Below are 19,947 nucleotides of genomic sequence, written 5' to 3' on the forward strand. Positions count from 1 at the left end.
CCCAAGGTAAACCATACACGAACATGTTGTGTGTAAATTCACAAACTATTTGACGACTAAAAAATCAATTAATAATTTAAAATAGTAACGTTATGGAGCAAAAATTTCCTCTTCCACCATTTAATAAAGAAAGTGCAATTGAAAAAATACAAAAAGCAGAAGATGCTTGGAACTCTAAAAATCCTGAAAATATATCCAAAGCATATTCCGCAGACAGTGAATGGAGAAATAGAAACATGTTTATTAACGGAAGGAAAGAAATTATCGAGTTTTTAACTCGGAAATGGGAAAATGAACTTAGCTATAAACTTAAAAAAGAATATTGGGCTCATACAGACAATCGAATTGCTGTTAGATTTGAATATGAATATCAGACAAATGAAGGAGATTGGTTTAGAGCCTATGGAAATGAAAATTGGGAATTTGATGAAAATGGGCTAATGAAAAAGAGATTTGCTAGCATCAATGATTTGGCCATAACAGAAAGTGACCGAAAATTAAAATAAGCTATATACGACAACAGCTACAACTAATTTTTGCACAGCTTGCACTCGAACACGAGCATAGCGAACTGGCGCAAGTAATATCCAGCAGATTTCCCTTATGGTTTGTTCCTTTTTATTACCTTAGAGACAAATAATCCATAAATCATGACAACACATAAAGCATGTATTATTCCTGTAATACAATATAAAAATGCAAAAGCAGCTATCGAATGGATATGTGAATCATTCGGATTTGAAAAGCACCTTGTAGTCGAAGGAGAAGAAAATACAATTATACATGCTCAACTAACATATGGTAATTCGATGATTATGTTAAGTTCCGAAAACAATAACGATTACGGGAAATTGATAAAAACACCTAATAGTTTGAACGGAATAAACACCCAAGCGCCTTATATAATTGTTGAAAAAATCGATGATCACTACAAAAATGCTGTTGCCAAAGGCGCAAAAACACTCATAGAAATTAAGGATGAAGAGTATGGTGGACGTGGCTATACATGTAAGGATATTGAAGGCCATATTTGGAGTTTTGGTTCATATAATCCTTGGAATTAATACAAATAGAAAAGCTAACACGTATATTGGAAAGTAAAATAAAATATCAATTTTCAGGAAAATTGTGGAGAGACAATTCCGATAATGGCTGGTACTTTATTACCGTTCCTGATCATTTTTCCAAGGAAATCAGAAGTAATTTACAATGGCAAGAAGAAGGATGGGGACGCATGAAAGCAACAGCAGTTATAAAAGATTTGAATTGGAATACTTCAATTTGGTACGATACTAAAGCTAAAAACTATATTCTTCCTGTGAAATCAGAAATAAGAAAAAAACTATCTCTTCAAGAAAATGATTTACTTTCCATTAGTATATTAGTCTAATAGTATTAGATGGTCATACTTACGATGTGAAACCTAAATCCTACAAACTCCCTTCTAATTCGTTTTCTTTTGCTAACTTACCTCCTAACCAAGGTAACAAAATCATATACAAATACCTTGTGTACACTATTCACTAAACGCTGAAAATGAAAAAAATACTGATTCTAATATTGACCTTTTTACCTATGACTTTATTCGGGCAACACTTAAAATGTTGCCAATCGGAAAAGGAAGTAAAATCATATTTAAGCGGAAAGTGGAAAGAAAGAAATACTGAATCAAACATGGTTTATGAATATTGGTTTGAAAATGGAAAAGGTCATGTATCGGAAATAGAAATTGCTGAAAATGGTGATGAATTAATTGAACTTGAAATCCAACCTTTTGTAGAAATTATTAAATACGATCAAGGATTTAAAATTAAATTCACTTATCCTTATGAAAATTGGATTTCGGAATTGAAGTACTTGAATTCTAATAAACTGATTTTGGTAACCAACGGAAAAGAAACCGAATATTATAAATACAACAAATAAAAATACAATACACCGTAACATATAGCGCATTGCGGCTATAAGTCCTCGTTGGAAATTCATTCTAATTAATTAACTTTAGGCTATTGTAGAAAATGATTCGCGTCTTTTCTCGCAACTAACTATATACGAAACCATTAGACACAATTAAACCAATCAACAATGTTATCAAATAATGATATAAAAACTCAACTCAGAATTGAACTGGATAAAGCAATCTTAGAATTTAAATCCTCACCGCTTCATGAAAGCTTGCAAAGTGGGTATGATAACTTAATGAGTTATGATTTTGATTCCTATAAAGCTAATTTAGAAAAAGAGATAAAGACAAATCTAACTTCGGTATGGACAAATGTAGAAAATGGAATAAATCCAGAGCAAAAATTAGATGCCATTTTATTTGAATACTATATACCAAATGAGTTGAATTTGGAAGCCATCTCATATGGAATAATTGATTGGGAAGAAAGAGATGTGAATCATGTCGATGTAGATATGGGATTTAGTTATGACTTTGCCGATGGACTAGAGCAAGAAGAAGGGATTACTCTTGATTTTTTTAATCCATATGTTGAAATTATCAATAATGAATCAATAGATGATTACAAATTAGCACATTGTTATAGATTAAAAGGACTTATCGCTATTCATGAAGTTTTCTTTAATCTGCACAAACAAAATGCGTTTGAAAAGATCAATACGAATAATGAATTCTACTTTTTAGTTGGTGAACATGACTCTTATTGTTATGCTGTATTATCTAATCATTAAAAGTGTCTAACAATGTTTTTCATTAATTGCTTGATTAGTGCCTACTCGAACACGAACTTAACGAACTTGCTAGGTAAACTGTACAGGAACACGTTGTACATTATTTAACTCACTCTAAAGCATAATGAAAATAATAAGAACAAATTCTCAAAATTCAGAATTCAAAAGACTAGTACAATTACTAAATTCAGATCTTGCGGGAAGAGATGGTAAGGCTCATCCTTTATCTCAATTTAATGACATCTCAAATTTAAATCATGTTGTTTTAGCATTGAAAGATGATAAAGCAATTGGTTGTGGCTCAATCTCTGAGTACAATTTCGATTCTATGGAGATTAAACGAATGTATGTCTCACCAGAAACAAGGGGTCAAAGAATTGGAGAGAAGATTTTATCTGAATTAGAAAACTGGTCTAAAGAATTAGGGTATTCAAGATGTATACTATTTATGGGATCAAAACAACCTGAAGCTGGTAAACTTTATCAAAGAAACAATTATATTTTTATAGAGAAATACGGAATACTAAAGGATATTCCAGATAGTTTGTGTCTTGCAAAGAATTTATAAATACAAAACAGACGCACAATAATGTATAAAATTTATTACTCAAAACACGTAGCTGGTCATAGGCAAACATCTAAGAGAAATGTCTCTTCCTCTTTTAAAGTGTAACAATTTGGTTTTAAAATACTCTTATATTTAATCAACCTATTAAATATAAAGACATGAATTCTTCAATCAAAAAAATCAAATCGAATTCTTACTCAAATCTATTTCTTCTATTATTTTTTATTTTTTTATCAAGTAATGTTTTCGCACAAAAAGAAGAACTTTGGTTCGGAACTTATACAGATGACAGCGGAAAAGTACATCAAGGAAGGTATAACATCATTAAAAATGGTAGAGCTTTGACCAGCATAATTCTTGCTCCTTATGGAAAACCTGCGATGGAATTTACGATAATAAAAAATGATACTATTCAACGATTTGTTGAAGTTTCATGGCCAAATAAACCTAATAGAATTGCAACTTTAATTCAATACACAGATGGGTACTATGCTGGTAATTTTGAGGATGGCACTAAAATACTTCCAATGGTTATAAAAGAATTTAATTTTCAAGATGCCCAATTACAAGGGAACTGGTTTAAACCAAGTCAAATTGAGGTTAAAATAATTGAGAACACTATCAAACTACTTAATTCTAATGATACTTGGAATAAAAACGACAATCGAATATGCAATGATTCGAACACTAATAGTTTATTCTGCGCAATATATAAATCCTCAATCGAAATTGATGGAGAATATCGTCACTTGCGACCTGCTGTGAAGTTTATTCGAGATGCAATCCAAGAAAAGTATCCTAAAAAATATGATCATGTTTTAGTAGACTTTAATAACGCAGAAGAGATTACTTTAAAAGAATTACACGAAATTTTAAAATTGGCTAAAGAAAATCTCATTAGAGCTATAAAATAGTGGTATAAAATTAATTATTTCTGTGTGTTCTTGGACACAAGCACCGCGAAATAGCGCAAGCAAAACTCTACAAATTTTCCTCTGGTTCGTTTTCTTTTGCTAACTTAGTTCCAAGCCAACGTAACCATACAGAACAACGTTGCAAAACATTGATACAGGATCTAAAATCATGAGGCTACTATACGTTTTTATTACTTGCTCTTTTCTAACTACAATATGTCTAGCGCAAGAAAACAATTCTCAAATTACTATTGGGATTAATCATATTATTAAATCATCCAACTTAAATGAAGAAAGAGTAATTCAGGTCTACACACCAGATGGATACTCAGAATCCGAGCAAAACTATCCTGTGCTTTACATATTGGATGGACAACAGTACTTCTTAAGTGGTGTTAGCATTCAAGAAGCCTTACGCACACCTCGTGAAATCCCTAAAATGATTGTCGTAGGTATTGCAGATAACGAATCATCAAGATGGACATGGTTTGGAGATGAAAAAGAGAAATTTTCAAATTTTTTGATTGACGAGCTTCTCCCTTTTATCAACTCTAACTACAAAACAAATAAAGAGCATATCATTTTTGGTTGGGAAGGTGCTGCTTATTATGCTAGTGAATTGATTTTAAAGCATCCTGAGGTTTTCAATGGAGCAATTATAAGTAATGGTGGATATGCTTCTAAAGAAATAGTCAAAGATTTCAACACAACCAAAGCTACTTATCTATATATGGCTAACTCAAAAAAGGATATTTATAATATAGGTTATACCGAAGAATTCCATAAGGTTTTGAAAGAACACAATCCCAAAAACCTTATTTGGAAATATGATTTGCATAATGATGAAATTCATGAAAGTTTGGCGCACTTGGCACTATACAAGGGATTAAAGTTTTATTATCATAACTATAATTCACTTGCTTTTGAAAGCATACAACAGTATATCGAATTGGGTGGAATGGATTACTTGAATACATATTTTAGTGAACGAGCGAAACGATTTGGTGGTAACGGAACTATAGACAATAGCACAAAAAATGGACTTATTTGGTTGGCATGGAACAGAGATAATTTTGAATATTTTAATCTGTTTATGACCGAATTCAAAGATGTGTTGACCACAAAAAGATATGACTCTGCCTATTGGCAAAATCGTTTTGGACAATTCTATCTAAAACATAAAGACTACCAAAACGCTATTAAATATTTTAACACAGGACTCACTAAATACCCAAGCTCAAGATTTGAAAAACAAATGAAAAAGGGGCTTATCGATGCAAAAAGCAGGAAAGATTAAGTTAAATTAAATCGTAACGTGCGAGTAATATGAACTGGCACAAGTAAAACTCTACAAATTTCCATTCGTTTCGTTTTCTTTTGCTAACTTAGTTTAACAAACATAACTTGCTATATTCAAACACCTTGGCAACAATTGACTTATTCTAATGACACGAGATATTATTGATATCAATGACTTTACAATTCTAGTTGAGACTGCCTTTTCCAAGGAAGTCATGAAAGACTCTTGTAAATTTGATGAACCCGTTATTGCGATTGCATTTTATGGCTCTGGTAATGTAGATCTAGAAATGAGTTATCCCAATGGAAAACGTGAATTTAATTATACCAAAGGCTTAGCTCTGTCCTTTTTCGCCGATGAACATGTTGATTGTATTCATACTGTTTCACAAGACAATCCACTTGAATGTATTGTTATAGCAACTGCAACCAGAAACTTACAAAATCTTCCCAATCAAGAAGGCGAAATATTTTCAGAACTTCTAGATAAATTGGTTAATCCTAAAGATCACTATGTTGAAGGCCCAAGTTTTTATATGACTCCTGAAATGCATCAAATCGTCGATAGTCTTTTCAATATTGAATACGAGGGTAAAACTAAAATGATGTTTTTTAGAAGCCAAATCACTGCATTGTTATCACACTTCTTCGGGCAATTGGCATTAAATCATACGCAAGGATTTAAATCCGTAGATAAAAAACGTTTGGAAATGGCTAAAGAGATTTTATCAAATAATCTTGATAATCCGCCTTCATTAACTGAGCTTTCCAAAGAGCTAGGTTTAAATACTACCAAACTTAAAAAAGAATTTAAAGAGGTTTTCGGACTTCCTGTGTTCAAATATCTTCAGAATGAAAGACTAAAAACAGCTCATGGCCTTATTAGTAAAAAACAAGCTACTGTACAAGAAGCTGCTTGGCATGTAGGTTATGATAGTTTAAGCTCTTTCTCTAACGCTTTTGCAAAAAAATTTGGATACAGACCTAGCCAAATTAAATAGCTCGTCTTTTCAAACAAATCATACTTCTTTTGGAATAAGTAATCTGCTTTAGGTTGGGCTAGTTTTGTCTTGTAATCAAAAAATTATAAGACGTGAAAACTATCAAAGCAATTATAATCGGTATAGGAATTTGGATATTAGCAGTAAGTTTCTATACGCTATCATTTCAATTTCAAATCTTTGAAGATGCAAATCAACAAGCTAATATGGTCCTGTTTAGCGTTATTATACCACTTGTGTGGTTGGGATCATATCTATACTACAAAAAAGGCAGTAAAATCCATGGCTATTTTGTAGGCCAAATATTCTTACTTGTTGCAGCATTTTTAGATGCGTTAATTACGGTCCCGCTTTTCGTTATTCCTAATGGCGGAAGTCACTACTCCTTTTTTACTGATTTCGGATTCTGGACTATCGCACTAGAGATCTTAGTAATAACCATACTATACTACTATACCATAGTGTATCCGAAAACAAAATCTTTAAAGCCTAATTAAAATGGAATTCAATTTAGAAACATCATTGGTATTAATAACCATAACATTAACCGGTCTAACTGCAGGTTTATGTTTTACCTGGACAAATGCCATAACTCCAGGTATAGGACAACTAAATGACATAGGTTATTTGCAAGCATTCCAGCAAATGAATAAAGCGATTATTAACCCAACATTTATAATCATTTTCTTTGGACCATTCGTCAGTAATATGATCCTGATTTATCTTAAATATCAAAATCTAGATAAGTCATTCTGGCTCTTCGTAGTGGCAGCAGCACTATTTATTCTCGGTGTAGCTTTTGTAACAGTATTCAAAAATATTCCATTAAACGAAATCCTAGATAAGACAGATTTAGCATCTGCCACAACAGAAGAACTTAAGGTACTTCGCCAAAAATTTGAGACCCCATGGAAGCAATGGCATTTAGTTAGAACAATAAGTTCTATCACATCTTTTGTACTGCTCTTAATTGGACTCTTATTAACCAATCAATCATCATAAATAATTATAAACAATAAAAACAAAAATCATGAAACAAAACATTTTAGTTATTGGAGGAACCGGGAAAACCGGAAAACGAATTGTAAACTTATTAAACAAATTAGGTCACAATGTAAGAGTTGGATCAAGAACGGCAAATCCTGCATTCGATTGGCATAATCCTGATGGATGGCCAGCTGCTCTTGAAGGAATGAACGCCGTATACATTACCTATCAACCAGACTTGGCCGTACCTGGAGCCTTGGAAGCGATAGAAGAACTGGTAAAAGTTGCCAAAAGAAGTCATATAAAAAAGCTCGTATTACTTTCAGGAAAGGGAGAACGAGAAGCACAATTATGCGAGCAAGTTGTGATTCACTCAGGTTTAGATCATACAATTGTAAGGGCTAATTGGTTCAATCAGAATTTTAGCGAGAACTTTTTGGTTGAAGGCGTACTAAAAGGTCATGTTGCCTTACCATTTGCAGAGATGAAGATTCCATTTGTTGATGCTAATGATATTGCTGAAGTAGCTGTTAAAGCATTGACAGAAGACGAACATAATGGTAAGATATATGAGCTTACTGGACCTGAAGGACTAACCTTCGAGGAAGCTATTTCTCTAATTTCCAAAACAAGTGGAAAAGACATCCAATTCACTGGAGTAAGTATAGACACTTATGTAGCTGCTTTGAGAGCAGAAAATTTACCTGAAGATTTTGTTTGGCTAATTGAGTATTTGTTCACAGAAGTACTTGGAAATCCAAGCAACTCGGAAATCACGAATGATATTGAGAAAGTACTCAACAGAAAACCTATTAACTTTAAAGAATATGTAGAAAAAACATCTTCCACAGGAGTTTGGAACGTTATTGTTGAGCAATCCATCTAACCAATATTATCCAAGGGTAGTATAAAGATAAAACTACCCTTGGTTATTTTGTATTTAAAAATACATAAACAATTGCTCAGTTTGGATATGCTTGGAAATTTTGCCGAATTTTCACACTCTTCGTTCCTTTTTACTAACTTAGTTCCTAGCCAACACAAATTACCATACACGAACACGCTGGTGGTTATTACTAGGACAGCAAAATAAACAAAATTAAATGCTAAAAAAGTTAATATTGGGAATACTAGTTATTAGTATAATAGGTGGTGTTTTTGCTTATTATAAATACACAAGAATAATGTCGCCTAATGTTCCAGATATATTAGAAAATAATATTGTTTTTATTCCAACCAACTCATCATTTAGTGACTTAGTTGAAATTCTCCATGTCAATAATCAAATAATAGATACGGTGTCATTCCGAGAAGTATCAGAAATGATGAACTTCAAAAGTAACAAAGTGAAAGCTGGTAGATACAAAATCACCCCGTCTTGGAGCAACCGTTCTTTAATCAGTCATCTTAGAGCTGGAAAACAAGAACCCGTAAACTTAGTTTTAAATCATGGATGGTTATTAGAAGATGTTGCTGCCAAAGCATCTCATTTTATCGAAACAGATTCTACTGATTTAATTAATCTGTTTTATAACGAAAATTTTATAAAGAAATCTGGATACACTACCGAAACCCTGATGAGTCTCTTCATTCCAAATACCTATGAATTTTATTGGAATACTAATGAAAAAGCCTTTTTCGAAAGAATGGTTAAAGAACATAATAGTTTTTGGAATTCCAATGATAGACTTTCAAAGGCTGAAAAATTAGGATTAACAACCAATGAAGTATACACCTTAGCTTCAATTGTTGAACGAGAGATATCAAAAAATGATGAAAAAAAACGAGTAGCCGGATTGTACCTAAATCGAATTAGAGTAGGCATGAAATTAGATGCAGACCCAACAGCAAAATTTGCTACAAGAGACTTCAAAGCGACAAGAATTTTATACAAACATATTCGTTTCGATTCTCCATATAACACTTATTTACACAAAGGGCTTCCTCCGGGACCAATAAGTATGGCTTCTATTAAAAGTATTGATGCAGTTTTGGATTCGGAAGAGCATAATTTTTATTATATGTGTGTAGAACCAGATAATCCAGGTTATCATGTTTTTGCAGAAACTATAACCGAACATAATAGAAATGCTAGAAAGTATCATCGCTGGTTAGATAGTATAGAGAAGAAAGTTAAAAATAACAACCGCTAACAAAAATGGTCTAAGAAAATAGTCATCGAAGCTAAACTATAGGCGAACACCTTAAGTATCATTTAAAATTAATTATGGGAATCCCGAAAAAAGGAAGTAGAAAAATAGTAATTGACAATCATCAATACCGTTATATTGTATCAGGTAACGATGGGCATATAGATCTAATTGTTGAATCTGATGAAACTAATGGACAAAGACTTGTTGTAAGCTTTGATTATGAACCCAAAGGAATCGGGTTTAGTCAAAGTCATAGCACACAAATCACTCCTGAAACAGTAAGAAAAACAATTGTGTATTCTCTTAAAAATAATTGGAATCCGAAACTGAAAGGAAAAATTCATAGAATTAATTTAAGCGGAAGAAAAGAAGTTATAGAAAACATCACCTAAAAACATATATGCTATTACTAGTTCTCACCTAATTACAAAATCTTAAGGAGTTTCCTACTGGTTCATTTTCTTTTACTAACTTAGTTCACAATCAATACAAGGAAATTTTATAGCTGAGATCATTCCCACTAATTTAGAATTAAGACAGATATGCCGAATAAATTTTATACCATTCTACTTGTTATCTCTTTTTCTTTATTGAGCTGTGCTAAAGATGATTCACCTTCTATTCCAACAAGTAGGAGTTTTAAAATGGGATTTACGACTTGGAGTTTCGGACCTAATCTTCAGGATGTAAATACTACCTATTCGTTTATCGAAAACAATGCCGATATCTATACCGAGCATATTGATAATAAAATTCCTTGGAATGCATGGATAAACGATTTGACTTTACCTACAGAGTTTACAAATGAAATTACAGGTAGAGCAAACAAAAGAATAAACAATAAAGAATTACTGCTTTCGGTCAGCCTATTAAATTTAAACAGAGATGATCTTGCTGAAGATTTTGATGGCACAATTCCTTCATATACTAATCTAAATGATATTGAAATTGAAGATGCCTATTTTAAACATATTAATTACTTAGTAAGCCAATTAATGCCTGATTATTTAGTTATAGCTATTGAAGTCAACGAATTAAGATTGAGAGCTGAAAGTAAGTGGGAATCGTATAAATTATTGATCCAAAACGTGAAGTCAAGAATTGAGCAATTATATCCAAGCTTAAATATTTCAGAATCAATATCATTACATAACTTATATCAACCTGATATCCCAAATCCAACAGAGTATATTGATGATATTTTAGATTATATGAATCAAATGGATTTTGTAGCAATTAGCTTTTATCCTTTTTTCAAAAACCTACACTCAAGAAATGAATTTCAAGAAGTACTCGATTTTTTGCATGATAACATCAATAAATCAATTGCTTTTGTAGAAACCAGTCATATCGCAGAACATTTAGTTGTACCTAACTTAAACTTGTCTATTGATGGAACTGAAATTGAACAAAACATATATTTGGAAACTTTATTTGAAAATGCTCAAGAACATAATTACGAGTTTATAATTTGGTGGGCACATAGAGATTATGATGCACTTTGGGAAACATTTCCTGTTGAATTATTGGATGTTGGACAATTATGGAGAGATACAGGTCTGTTAGATGAAAGTGGAAATGAAAGGTTATCAAAAGTGACCTGGAGTCATTTTTTAAATAATTAACCATTATCAATATTAAGTATAGCTCATTACAGCTGAATTCCTAATCGAAATTCAATACAATTTTTTATCTTTCGATTACATGGAAAAGTCCTTTGTACATTTTTCGTTACTAGCCATGCGCATACAAATTATAAGTCATTAGTCATGAATGTTCTAAAAACAGGTATTTCCTTCTTTTTAATTTGTTCTCTTTTTTCATGCAAAAAAGAAATTGATCCATTTTCTGATTCAAAAAACCAGATGATTGCAATTACTGGAGGAGCATTTAATATGGGAGACGAATTTGATTCTTTAAATGTATCTGCCCAGCCTATTCATAACGTTATTATCCAAGATTTTGAGATTAGTCGTTATGAAATTTCCGTTCAAGATTTCATGCTTTTTGTTAATGCAACTGGATACAAAACTGAGGCCGAAACAGAAGAATGGGCATATAGTTATTTGTACGTTAACGATTCTGTTAGAAAATGGGAAAAGAAAAACATTAACTGGAAAAACCCGGGATTTAAACAAAGTGAGGAACATCCTGTCACTTGTGTGAGTTGGAATGATGCTAAAGCCTATTGCGAATGGATATCAAAAAAAACAAAGTCATTGTATAGACTTCCATTAGAACAAGAATGGGAGTATATTTCTAGAAATAAAGGTGAATCTATAAAATACCCTTGGGGAAATAATCTACCCGATAGTAAAAATGCAAATTTTGCTGATGTTAGCACACCATATCCATGGGCCAATAAATCAATTAATGATAATTATGCGTTCACATCTCCAACTGGAAGTTATTCACCAAACGAAGCTGGTATTTATGACTTAGCTGGCAACGTATGGGAATGGTGCGAAAACACCATAAAATCGTATAAAAATGAAGATATTAAAAATTACGAAAATGCAAAATCTATGAGAGGAGGTTCATTTCATAATAAAGAAAATGCAATGCGAACCGCATGGAGAAATTATGATTATCCAAATAGCCGATACTTTAATTTGGGATTTAGAATAGTGAAAGAAATAAGAAAATGACAACTACTATTAAAATATCGTCTTTTATTTTGCTAATCTTAACCATTTTTAGTTGCCATAATGCGGAACAAAAACCAATAAAAACAATCAAAAAAGATTATGGTCTTTTCAAAAATGAAAACGATAGTCTTGGAGTTGAATTAAAGTTAAACGAATTTAATAACTGGAAAGACCTACTTAAACGAACAGAAACGATTGTCTGCAATGACAGTTTACCAAAACTAACTTTAAAATCTGATAAGGGACTTAAAACTGTATATTTTAGAAATCCGTGTTGGGAAGATTTTGGTTGTATTTTAATAAAACAAAAAAATACAATCCAAATACATAATGACACCATTAATAAATCTGACCAATTTTTCTATCCCTTAGATAGCTTAGCAAATGTTTTGAGAAGAGATTTTGAAAATAATGGAAAAATTCCATCATTGAGTGCTAATTCAGAAAAGCTACTAATTTTCATTTCATATGATAATGGTAAAATAGAAACATTCCCAAAAACATTACGAAAAGTAATTAATACATACGAAAAAATTACAGACAGTATTGTTTTGAAAATATGGTTGAATGAAAAGATTGATGTTGCACCTCCACCTCCACCACCTGAAGATTGGCAAGCAGAAATAGAATCATTACATTAAGATAAAGTGCTTGCTACAACAACGCCTATAACACATTGCTCGTTTTGTGACGATGAGGAAAATTCTACTGATTCTCCTTTGATTAATTTTCTTTTACTAACTTACCTTCTAGTCTGCCCAACTAAACATGTATGAACAGCTTAATAATACAACTAGTGTTATAAAATTAAATCATAAAAACTAAAAAAGTATATAAATGAAAGTTACCGCTGAAAAAAATGAAAAAGTTGCAAAAATGATATTTGCATCTATTTATCCGCTTTACCTAAATAGGTTAGAGAAAAATGGAAGAACCAAGGAAGAACTAAACCAAGTCTTAGAATGGTTAACCGGATTTAACGAAGATAAATTGCAGGAACTTATTGATGATAAAGTGACATTTGAAACGTTTTTTCAGAAGGCTAACTTACATCCTAACGCTCATCTAATTAAAGGCGTGGTTTGCGGTTATCGAATTGAAGAAATAGAGGATGAATTTGAAGTGTATAAAAAATGTAGGCAAATGGAAAAGCTGATTGATGAATTGGCAAGAGGTCGTAAAATGGAGAAAATTTTACGACAAGAAAAGAAATAAAAACTAGTACTAATGATTTTACAAAATTAAAAATGAAAGTATGTTAACAGAAATACATCCGAAGTTACCAATGCGTGATAAATCGATTACAAGGCAGTATTACATAAACCAATTAGGTTTTCAAGAAATAGGTGATTATGATGGGTATTTAATGGTTAAAAAAGATAAAATAGAAATTCATTTCTTTGAATTTAAAGAATTGGACTCTAAAGAAAATTACGGACAAGTATATATTAGAACTAACGATATCGATGCTTTGTACAAGTCTATGCTTGATAATAAAACTAAAATTCACCCGAACGGACATTTAGGAATAAGACCTTGGGGACAAAAGGAATTTTCTTTATTAGATCCAGATAGTAACTTACTCACTTTTGGGCAAAATAGTTGAAAGACATTACTAATAAGTATCATGTACATTCAAATTCGAAAGCTTCTTCCAAGCGAATCTAAATCTTACAGGGAAATTCGACTTCAATGTTTGAAACATTATCCAGAATATTTTACTACGAATTATCAAGATGAAAAAACAAAGGAGAAACTATTCTTTCAACCGTATATTGAACAATCACATAAAAATAATTTCGTGATTGGAGCTTTTCACAACAATAGCCTTATTGGTATTTCAGGATTTAAAAGGCATGAAAGAAAAAAAGTAAATCATGCAGGTAGTATAATTCAAGTATACGTAAACCCTAAGTTTCAAGGCAAAAACATTGGTACAGATCTTATAAAATATACCTTAGATGAGGCGTTTAAAATTGATGGTATCGAACAAGTTGAAATAGGTGTAATAGCGATAAATGAAAAAGCCGAAAAACTATACAAAAATATAGGCTTTGAAATGTTTGGATTACATAAGAATTTTTTAAAAATCGAGAACGTATATTACGACCATAAAATGATGATGATTTTCAAGAACAACTATATTAAATAGTAAAACTTAGAGTGATTACTGTCTGTGCATATTTAAACATCTTGCAGTACTATTAAACAATGTAAATTAAAAATGAATTATAAAGACATCGCTAAACGAATAATTGATCTGAAAAATGCAGATTTAACGCTTCGAAACAAACTTATTCAAAATGGACAATTGGGAAAAGGTTACAACGAAGAAATGAAGACATTACATAACCAAAATGCGAAAACACTAGATGAGATCATAGACATGATTGGATATCCTACAATTGATAAGGTAGGAAAAGAGGCAAATGAAGCAACTTGGCTTATCATACAACATTCAATAGAACAACCAGAATTTATGAAGAAATGTCAAATTCTATTGGAAAAAGCAGTTAACGAGAAAAAAGCATCCCAAATAAGTTTAGCTTATCTAACTGACCGAATAGCAGTATTTGAAGACAAACCTCAACATTATGGAACTCAATTTGATTGGGATAAAAATGGAGAATTAAGCCCATACCCTTTTGATAGTTTGAGCAAGGTAAACCAAAGACGAAAAGAATTAGGACTTAACACACTTGATGAACAGATACAAATCATGAGAGCACAAGCTAAAAATGAAAACGAATCTGCTCCAGCCGATTTTGAAAAGAGGAAACAAGAAATTGAACATTGGAAAAAAACAGTGGGCTGGATACAGTAATGTATGGCTTTAGATCAATCTAAATTAAAAGTTAATTTTTTTACATATAATTGATATATCAATTATATTTGTATCAAATAAATTTCAAATGAACCTATCTCTTCCATCTGAAACCATATTTCATGCCATCGAAAGTACTATTAAAGACTATCGAAAATTTGCACAGAAAAACATTTCAGAAAAAATAAAAGACATGACCATCGACCAAGGCATGGTACTTCTCTTTCTAAATGAACACCCAGAACTAACACAAAAAGAAATTGCCGAATTGGTCTTTAAAGACAATGCATCTATGACGCGAATGATCAATACAATGGTTGAGAAGAAACACTTAAAACGCTCTATAAACTCAAAAGACAGAAGGCGTTATATAATTGAAATTACCGATAAAGGGAAGGACGTCTTGAAAACCCTACCTCCAATCATTCATCAAAATAGAAATTCATCATTAAAAGGAATCACAAAAAACGAACTCAATCAATTGGAAATCATTCTTAATAAAATAAGAACCAATTGTGCAAAAACATGATATTATGAAAATCACAATCAAACTTACCTTAATCACAATTATAGGTTTAATGCTACTCGCCTCACCAATGCGCGCACAGCAAAGAACAGAACCATTAACACTTAAAGAACAGCAAACAGTTGTCGATTCTATAAGTAGTAAATTAAACAATAATTATATCTTTCCAGATGTGGCCATGAAAATGGCCACACATATCGAATCAAAACTTAAAAACGGAAACTACAAATCCATCCAAGACCCTCAAGAATTTGCCTCTACTTTAACAAAAGATCTTCAAGCAATTAGTAAGGATAAACATTTAAGAGTTTCTTTTGCTCCAGAGCAAATAACCGAACGACAACAAACGGTTACTGCCGAAGATAGCATCGCTTTTTTAAATCGTTATATCAGCAACCTGAAACGTAATAATTTTGGCTTTAAGGAGGTAAAAATTATGGCTGGTAATATTGGCTATTTAGATCTTCGAAGCTTTTCTAATGTAGAATACGCTGGAGAAACTGCTGTGTCTGCTATGAATTTTTTAAGTAATACCGATGCTATTATTATTGACCTCAGAAATAACGGAGGCGGAAGTCCAGCAATGATTCAACTCATAACAAGCTATCTCTTTGAAAGCGCTCCTGTGCATTTAAATAATTTCTATTGGCGTCCGAGAGACCAAAATTCTCAAACTTGGACTTTACCACATGTAAGTGGAAAACGCAGTCCTGATACTCCAGTTTATGTATTAACCAGTGGTAGCACATTTTCTGCAGCTGAAGAGTTTAGCTATAATTTAAAGCATTTAGAACGTGCAACACTTGTTGGTCAAACTACTGGTGGTGGAGCACATCCAGGCGGTTCGGTTGTAGCAACAGATCGATTTATGGTCTGGGTGCCAACTGGTAGAGCTATTAACCCTATTACCAATACCAATTGGGAAGGCACTGGTGTTAGTCCGCATATTGAGACACCTGCTGCAGATGCCTTGGATATTGCTTATAAGAATGCTTTGGAAACGCTCATGAAAAATAACAAAGACAAAGGTCTACAGGCTTTCTATGAATGGCCACTTGCAGAATTACGTTTAAAGACCAATCCGATAACTTTAGACGCCAAAACTTTAAAAGCCTATGCTGGAGTTTATGGCCCAAGAGTTGTAACCTTCGATACTGGTAAATTATTCTACCAGAGAGGAAAAGGAACAAAATATGAATTGATTCCTTATACTGAGAATGAGTTTATGCTAAACGGTCTCGATAGCTTTAGAATACGCTTTTTGAGCGAAGGAGGTACTACAACTGCTCTGCAAGGCTTATATGACAATGGTCGCACAGATAAAAATATAAAACAGAACGATTAACTTTTCTTCATTTGACTTACTAATAACCCTAAAAGGGGGTCACTTTATGTGATCCCTTTTTTATGTTAAAGATCTATGCATAGCAGCAGAATTATTCGTATCCATTAACATCTTCAATTTTATATTATAAAACCCCAACGATTAGAATTAGGTTGCTTATGATTTGCTATCTTAGTAGGCATAAAAGATATAAACAAACTACTGGATCTTAATCTAATGGACAGTTTAACTCATTGCAAAGTGTGTAACGTATGAAATAAAAAAGTAATACATGATAACACCATTAACAAGTGTCTCTAATTGAAGAACAAGACAAACAACTTATGAAAACACCTCCTCGAGATACAACAAAAAACACTCCCAAAACATTGGTATTAGATTTTTTTGAACGCGTATGGCATCATCCTCATGACCTAGATGCTATTGATGAATTAATGACTGAAGATTACTGTATTACAACAGCTGGAAAAATGGTAAAAGGACGTGAACTCTTCAAATCCTGGGTTGGAGAATTTCAAAAACAACTCCTAGATGCAAAAACTGAAAACGTCACTTTGTTTTACAATGAAGAGAAAGACAGTGTTGTATCACGATGGGTATGTTCTGGCAGAAATAATGGCCTTTTCGGACTTGAACCTGATAAACGCTTTATTTCATTTACAGGCATTGCTATTTGGACAATTAGAGATAACCGTCTTTCAGAATGTTGGGTAGAACGAAGTGCATACGAACTCTATCAAGATCTCACATCAAAACAAAAAGATCAGGATTTTGTATAACCATCACAGATTCAATAATTAAAACATTTACATTTACTATACGACACATGAACAACAAGATTGAACAAATAATAAAACAACTAGAGTTACAGCCACATCCTGAAGGCGGTTATTTTAAAGAAACTTATAGAAGTTCTGGTGAAATTAAAAATGATAGTTTAGGAGACAATTATATAGGACAACGTAATTATTCAACCTGCATTTACTTTCTTCTCACTTCTGATAATTTTTCGGCATTACATAGAATTAAACAAGATGAGATTTGGCATTTTTATGATGGTTCTCCTATTCGTTTACATGTCATTTCCGAATCGGGAATACATACAGAACACCTTATTGGCAACGACCTAAATAAAGGCGAAGTCCCTCAATATATTGTTCCTGGTGGTTGCTGGTTTGCAGCAGAAGTTATAGACAAAAACGCCTATTCATTAGTTGGTTGCACTGTATCCCCTGGTTTTAGTTTTGAAGATTTTGAACTTAAATCCAGAACGGAGCTGATAGCTCTATTTCCAGATAAGGAAACTATTATCACTCGACTAACACATCATTAAACGACATCAATCCAACTTAGGTAATTTCAATTGCCCCAAGACACTTTTTTCTTTCATCAACTTCTCGATGTCGCGAGACGTTCTTGGCGCTTCAGCAGAAAGATTAACAGGTCCATTTTCAGTAATTAAAATATCATCCTCAATTCGAACAGCAATGCCATACCATTTTGGATCACAATCACTTCCATCAGGAATATAAATTCCAGGCTCTACTGTAATAACCATATTAGCTTCAAGCATGCCATAAAGACCTGGGTCATGCACATCCAAACCAATATGGTGTGAAGTCCCATGAGGAAAATACTGTCGCGCGTCGGTTTCATCCTTAGCGATTCCTAAATCAATCAACCCTTTATAAACAACTTGTCTAGCTGCTGCATCGGGAGATTGCATATAATTCCCAATAACAGTCGCAGCAATTCCTGCTTCTTGTGCTTCATAAACGATATCATAGATAAGTTTCTGTTCTTTACTAAATTTTCCGTTGGCAGGTATCGTTCTGGTAACATCTGCTGTATAGCCATGATATTCTGCACCTAAGTCCATAAGCACAAGATCATTTTCCACTTTCATTTTGTTATTTTCGATGTAATGTAGAACGCATCCATTATTTCCTGCACCCACGATACTAGGATAGCCTTCATATTCGCTACCATATTTTTTATAGATATATTCGTGTACACCTTGCACTTCCGTTTCAGACATTCCAGGATGCATCGCTTTCATAATCTCTCGTTGTCCCATAGCCGAAATACGAACTGCTTTTTTTAGCAACACCATTTCTTCAGGTGTTTTAACCTCACGTAATCCAGCCATTAATCGCGATAAGGTCCTTGTGTCTCTCTTTACACTTTCAGCCTCAATTTTAGCATTTGCATCGACTTCAATGTCATCTGTTTTATTTTCTATTTTATAGTTATTTATAAGTTTAATTTGCGATTTAAACGATTGTATCAAATCATACAAATCGGCACTATTTCGTGTATCCCTATAATCGTCTTTAAAACTGAAATACATAACAGTATCAAAAGTCGTAAAATCAATACCAGAATTTAAAAAATCACGTCCAACAAAGACATTTTCAAAACCCAATTTTTCTATAGCACCTTCAACACCCAATCGACGTCCTGTCCACTGCTCTGCTCTAGCATTACGTTCTTGTACATACAATCTCTCGTTGTAAGTGTTTCCATTAACATCTGTTTGATTATCAGAAAAAATGACTAAAACAGCATGAGGCTCTTTGTATCCTGTGAGATAATAAAAATTAGGATCTTGATGATATATATACTCTACATCATTGGCTCGATTACGAACTGGATTTGAAAAAAATACGGCCACGCTATTGGCTGGCATGTTTTTTCGCAACGCCTCTCTCCTACCTTTATGAAATTCTTTACTAAGGTAATCTTCTGGCAATCCATCCTGTGCAAATGTCATCAGACAGGCAAGAAATGATAAAACAAATGCAAATTGAGCTTTCATAATGATGATGTTTAATGTTTCTGAAAATTAATAATTATTCACTTCTTCAGAAGAAAAGACTTTAATATTAACATATTTTTAATGCTATTTTCTTCGGAATCTAAACTTAAGAAACAGATATTTTTCGATACATTTGCCTGTACAAAAAAAGAACACTAACGACTAATCAT

At 32.6% G+C, this 19,947-nt stretch carries 26 protein-coding genes; 25 read left to right on the plus strand and 1 reads right to left on the minus strand.

From position 1 onward, the window contains the following. Positions 1-92 precede the first annotated feature (92 nt). From Q0783_RS07950 to Q0783_RS08070, 25 genes are all read left to right on the plus strand, one after another. Positions 93-506 carry a nuclear transport factor 2 family protein gene (locus Q0783_RS07950; RefSeq protein ID WP_298894371.1) on the plus strand — a complete coding sequence of 138 codons (414 nt, stop codon included), beginning with the start codon at positions 93-95 and terminating at the stop codon, positions 504-506. A gap of 144 nt (positions 507-650) precedes the next feature. Next, the gene (locus Q0783_RS07955) at positions 651-1,064 is read left to right on the plus strand and encodes a VOC family protein (RefSeq protein ID WP_298894372.1); all 414 of its coding nucleotides are present in this window, start codon (positions 651-653) and stop codon (positions 1,062-1,064) included. Between the two features lie 62 nt (positions 1,065-1,126). Further along, on the plus strand, positions 1,127-1,390 hold the full coding sequence (locus Q0783_RS07960) for a DUF1905 domain-containing protein (protein WP_298894373.1): 264 nt from the start codon (positions 1,127-1,129) through the stop codon (positions 1,388-1,390). A gap of 146 nt (positions 1,391-1,536) precedes the next feature. Next, entirely contained in the window at positions 1,537-1,926 is a 390-nt protein-coding gene (locus Q0783_RS07965; protein ID WP_298894374.1) for a hypothetical protein, read from the plus strand. Between the two features lie 159 nt (positions 1,927-2,085). After that, the gene (locus tag Q0783_RS07970) at positions 2,086-2,694 is read left to right on the plus strand and encodes a hypothetical protein (RefSeq protein ID WP_298894375.1); all 609 of its coding nucleotides are present in this window, start codon (positions 2,086-2,088) and stop codon (positions 2,692-2,694) included. Positions 2,695-2,818: 124 nt separating this feature from the next. Next, positions 2,819-3,262 (plus strand): GNAT family N-acetyltransferase, encoded by a 444-nt coding sequence (locus Q0783_RS07975; RefSeq protein WP_298894376.1) that lies wholly within the window; start codon positions 2,819-2,821, stop codon positions 3,260-3,262. A gap of 158 nt (positions 3,263-3,420) precedes the next feature. Beyond that, positions 3,421-4,176 carry a hypothetical protein gene (locus Q0783_RS07980; RefSeq protein ID WP_298894377.1) on the plus strand — a complete coding sequence of 252 codons (756 nt, stop codon included), beginning with the start codon at positions 3,421-3,423 and terminating at the stop codon, positions 4,174-4,176. Between the two features lie 169 nt (positions 4,177-4,345). Beyond that, a complete protein-coding gene (locus Q0783_RS07985) occupies positions 4,346-5,473 on the plus strand; it encodes an alpha/beta hydrolase-fold protein (RefSeq protein ID WP_298894378.1) in 1,128 nt (375 codons plus the stop codon). A 148-nt stretch (positions 5,474-5,621) separates the two neighbouring features. Further along, positions 5,622-6,476 carry an AraC family transcriptional regulator gene (locus Q0783_RS07990; RefSeq protein WP_298894379.1) on the plus strand — a complete coding sequence of 285 codons (855 nt, stop codon included), beginning with the start codon at positions 5,622-5,624 and terminating at the stop codon, positions 6,474-6,476. 92 nt (positions 6,477-6,568) lie between these two features. Beyond that, positions 6,569-6,973: a DUF5367 family protein gene (locus tag Q0783_RS07995; protein ID WP_298894380.1), complete on the plus strand. Its 405-nt coding sequence runs from the start codon at positions 6,569-6,571 to the stop codon at positions 6,971-6,973. Position 6,974: 1 nt separating this feature from the next. Beyond that, positions 6,975-7,478, plus strand: coding sequence for a DUF1772 domain-containing protein (locus Q0783_RS08000; RefSeq protein ID WP_298894381.1), 504 nt, complete (start codon positions 6,975-6,977; stop codon positions 7,476-7,478). Positions 7,479-7,506: 28 nt separating this feature from the next. Further along, on the plus strand, positions 7,507-8,349 hold the full coding sequence (locus Q0783_RS08005; RefSeq protein ID WP_298894382.1) for an NmrA family NAD(P)-binding protein: 843 nt from the start codon (positions 7,507-7,509) through the stop codon (positions 8,347-8,349). 217 nt (positions 8,350-8,566) lie between these two features. Then, a complete protein-coding gene (gene mltG, locus Q0783_RS08010; RefSeq protein ID WP_298894383.1) occupies positions 8,567-9,616 on the plus strand; it encodes an endolytic transglycosylase MltG in 1,050 nt (349 codons plus the stop codon). 74 nt (positions 9,617-9,690) lie between these two features. Then, the gene (locus tag Q0783_RS08015) at positions 9,691-10,008 is read left to right on the plus strand and encodes a hypothetical protein (RefSeq protein WP_298894384.1); all 318 of its coding nucleotides are present in this window, start codon (positions 9,691-9,693) and stop codon (positions 10,006-10,008) included. A gap of 150 nt (positions 10,009-10,158) precedes the next feature. After that, the gene (locus Q0783_RS08020) at positions 10,159-11,241 is read left to right on the plus strand and encodes a glycosyl hydrolase 53 family protein (protein WP_298894385.1); all 1,083 of its coding nucleotides are present in this window, start codon (positions 10,159-10,161) and stop codon (positions 11,239-11,241) included. 144 nt (positions 11,242-11,385) lie between these two features. Next, entirely contained in the window at positions 11,386-12,264 is an 879-nt protein-coding gene (locus Q0783_RS08025; protein WP_298758322.1) for a formylglycine-generating enzyme family protein, read from the plus strand. After that, entirely contained in the window at positions 12,261-12,905 is a 645-nt protein-coding gene (locus Q0783_RS08030; RefSeq protein ID WP_298894386.1) for a hypothetical protein, read from the plus strand. The genes Q0783_RS08025 and Q0783_RS08030 overlap by 4 nt, the downstream gene beginning before the upstream one ends. A gap of 196 nt (positions 12,906-13,101) precedes the next feature. Further along, positions 13,102-13,479, plus strand: coding sequence for a DUF2200 domain-containing protein (locus Q0783_RS08035; RefSeq protein ID WP_298894387.1), 378 nt, complete (start codon positions 13,102-13,104; stop codon positions 13,477-13,479). A gap of 40 nt (positions 13,480-13,519) precedes the next feature. Next, positions 13,520-13,870 carry a VOC family protein gene (locus Q0783_RS08040; protein WP_298894388.1) on the plus strand — a complete coding sequence of 117 codons (351 nt, stop codon included), beginning with the start codon at positions 13,520-13,522 and terminating at the stop codon, positions 13,868-13,870. A gap of 21 nt (positions 13,871-13,891) precedes the next feature. Next, on the plus strand, positions 13,892-14,416 hold the full coding sequence (locus tag Q0783_RS08045; protein WP_298894389.1) for a GNAT family protein: 525 nt from the start codon (positions 13,892-13,894) through the stop codon (positions 14,414-14,416). Positions 14,417-14,488: 72 nt separating this feature from the next. After that, a complete protein-coding gene (locus Q0783_RS08050) occupies positions 14,489-15,088 on the plus strand; it encodes a DUF6624 domain-containing protein (protein ID WP_298894390.1) in 600 nt (199 codons plus the stop codon). 88 nt (positions 15,089-15,176) lie between these two features. Then, positions 15,177-15,617, plus strand: a complete 441-nt coding sequence (locus Q0783_RS08055) for a MarR family transcriptional regulator (RefSeq protein WP_298894391.1) — start codon at positions 15,177-15,179, stop codon at positions 15,615-15,617. A gap of 4 nt (positions 15,618-15,621) precedes the next feature. Then, positions 15,622-16,959 carry a S41 family peptidase gene (locus Q0783_RS08060; protein WP_298894392.1) on the plus strand — a complete coding sequence of 446 codons (1,338 nt, stop codon included), beginning with the start codon at positions 15,622-15,624 and terminating at the stop codon, positions 16,957-16,959. Positions 16,960-17,282: 323 nt separating this feature from the next. Next, positions 17,283-17,738, plus strand: coding sequence for an ester cyclase (locus Q0783_RS08065; protein WP_298894393.1), 456 nt, complete (start codon positions 17,283-17,285; stop codon positions 17,736-17,738). 47 nt (positions 17,739-17,785) lie between these two features. Further along, a complete protein-coding gene (locus Q0783_RS08070; protein WP_298894394.1) occupies positions 17,786-18,292 on the plus strand; it encodes a cupin domain-containing protein in 507 nt (168 codons plus the stop codon). A gap of 6 nt (positions 18,293-18,298) precedes the next feature. On the opposite strand, the gene Q0783_RS08075 is transcribed toward Q0783_RS08070, so the two are convergent. Continuing rightward, positions 18,299-19,777, minus strand: a complete 1,479-nt coding sequence (locus tag Q0783_RS08075; RefSeq protein ID WP_298894395.1) for an aminopeptidase P N-terminal domain-containing protein — start codon at positions 19,775-19,777, stop codon at positions 18,299-18,301. Between the last annotated feature and the right edge of the window lie 170 nt (positions 19,778-19,947).

Source organism: uncultured Psychroserpens sp., assembly GCF_947500255.1.
Classification (GTDB): Bacteria; Bacteroidota; Bacteroidia; order Flavobacteriales; family Flavobacteriaceae; genus Psychroserpens.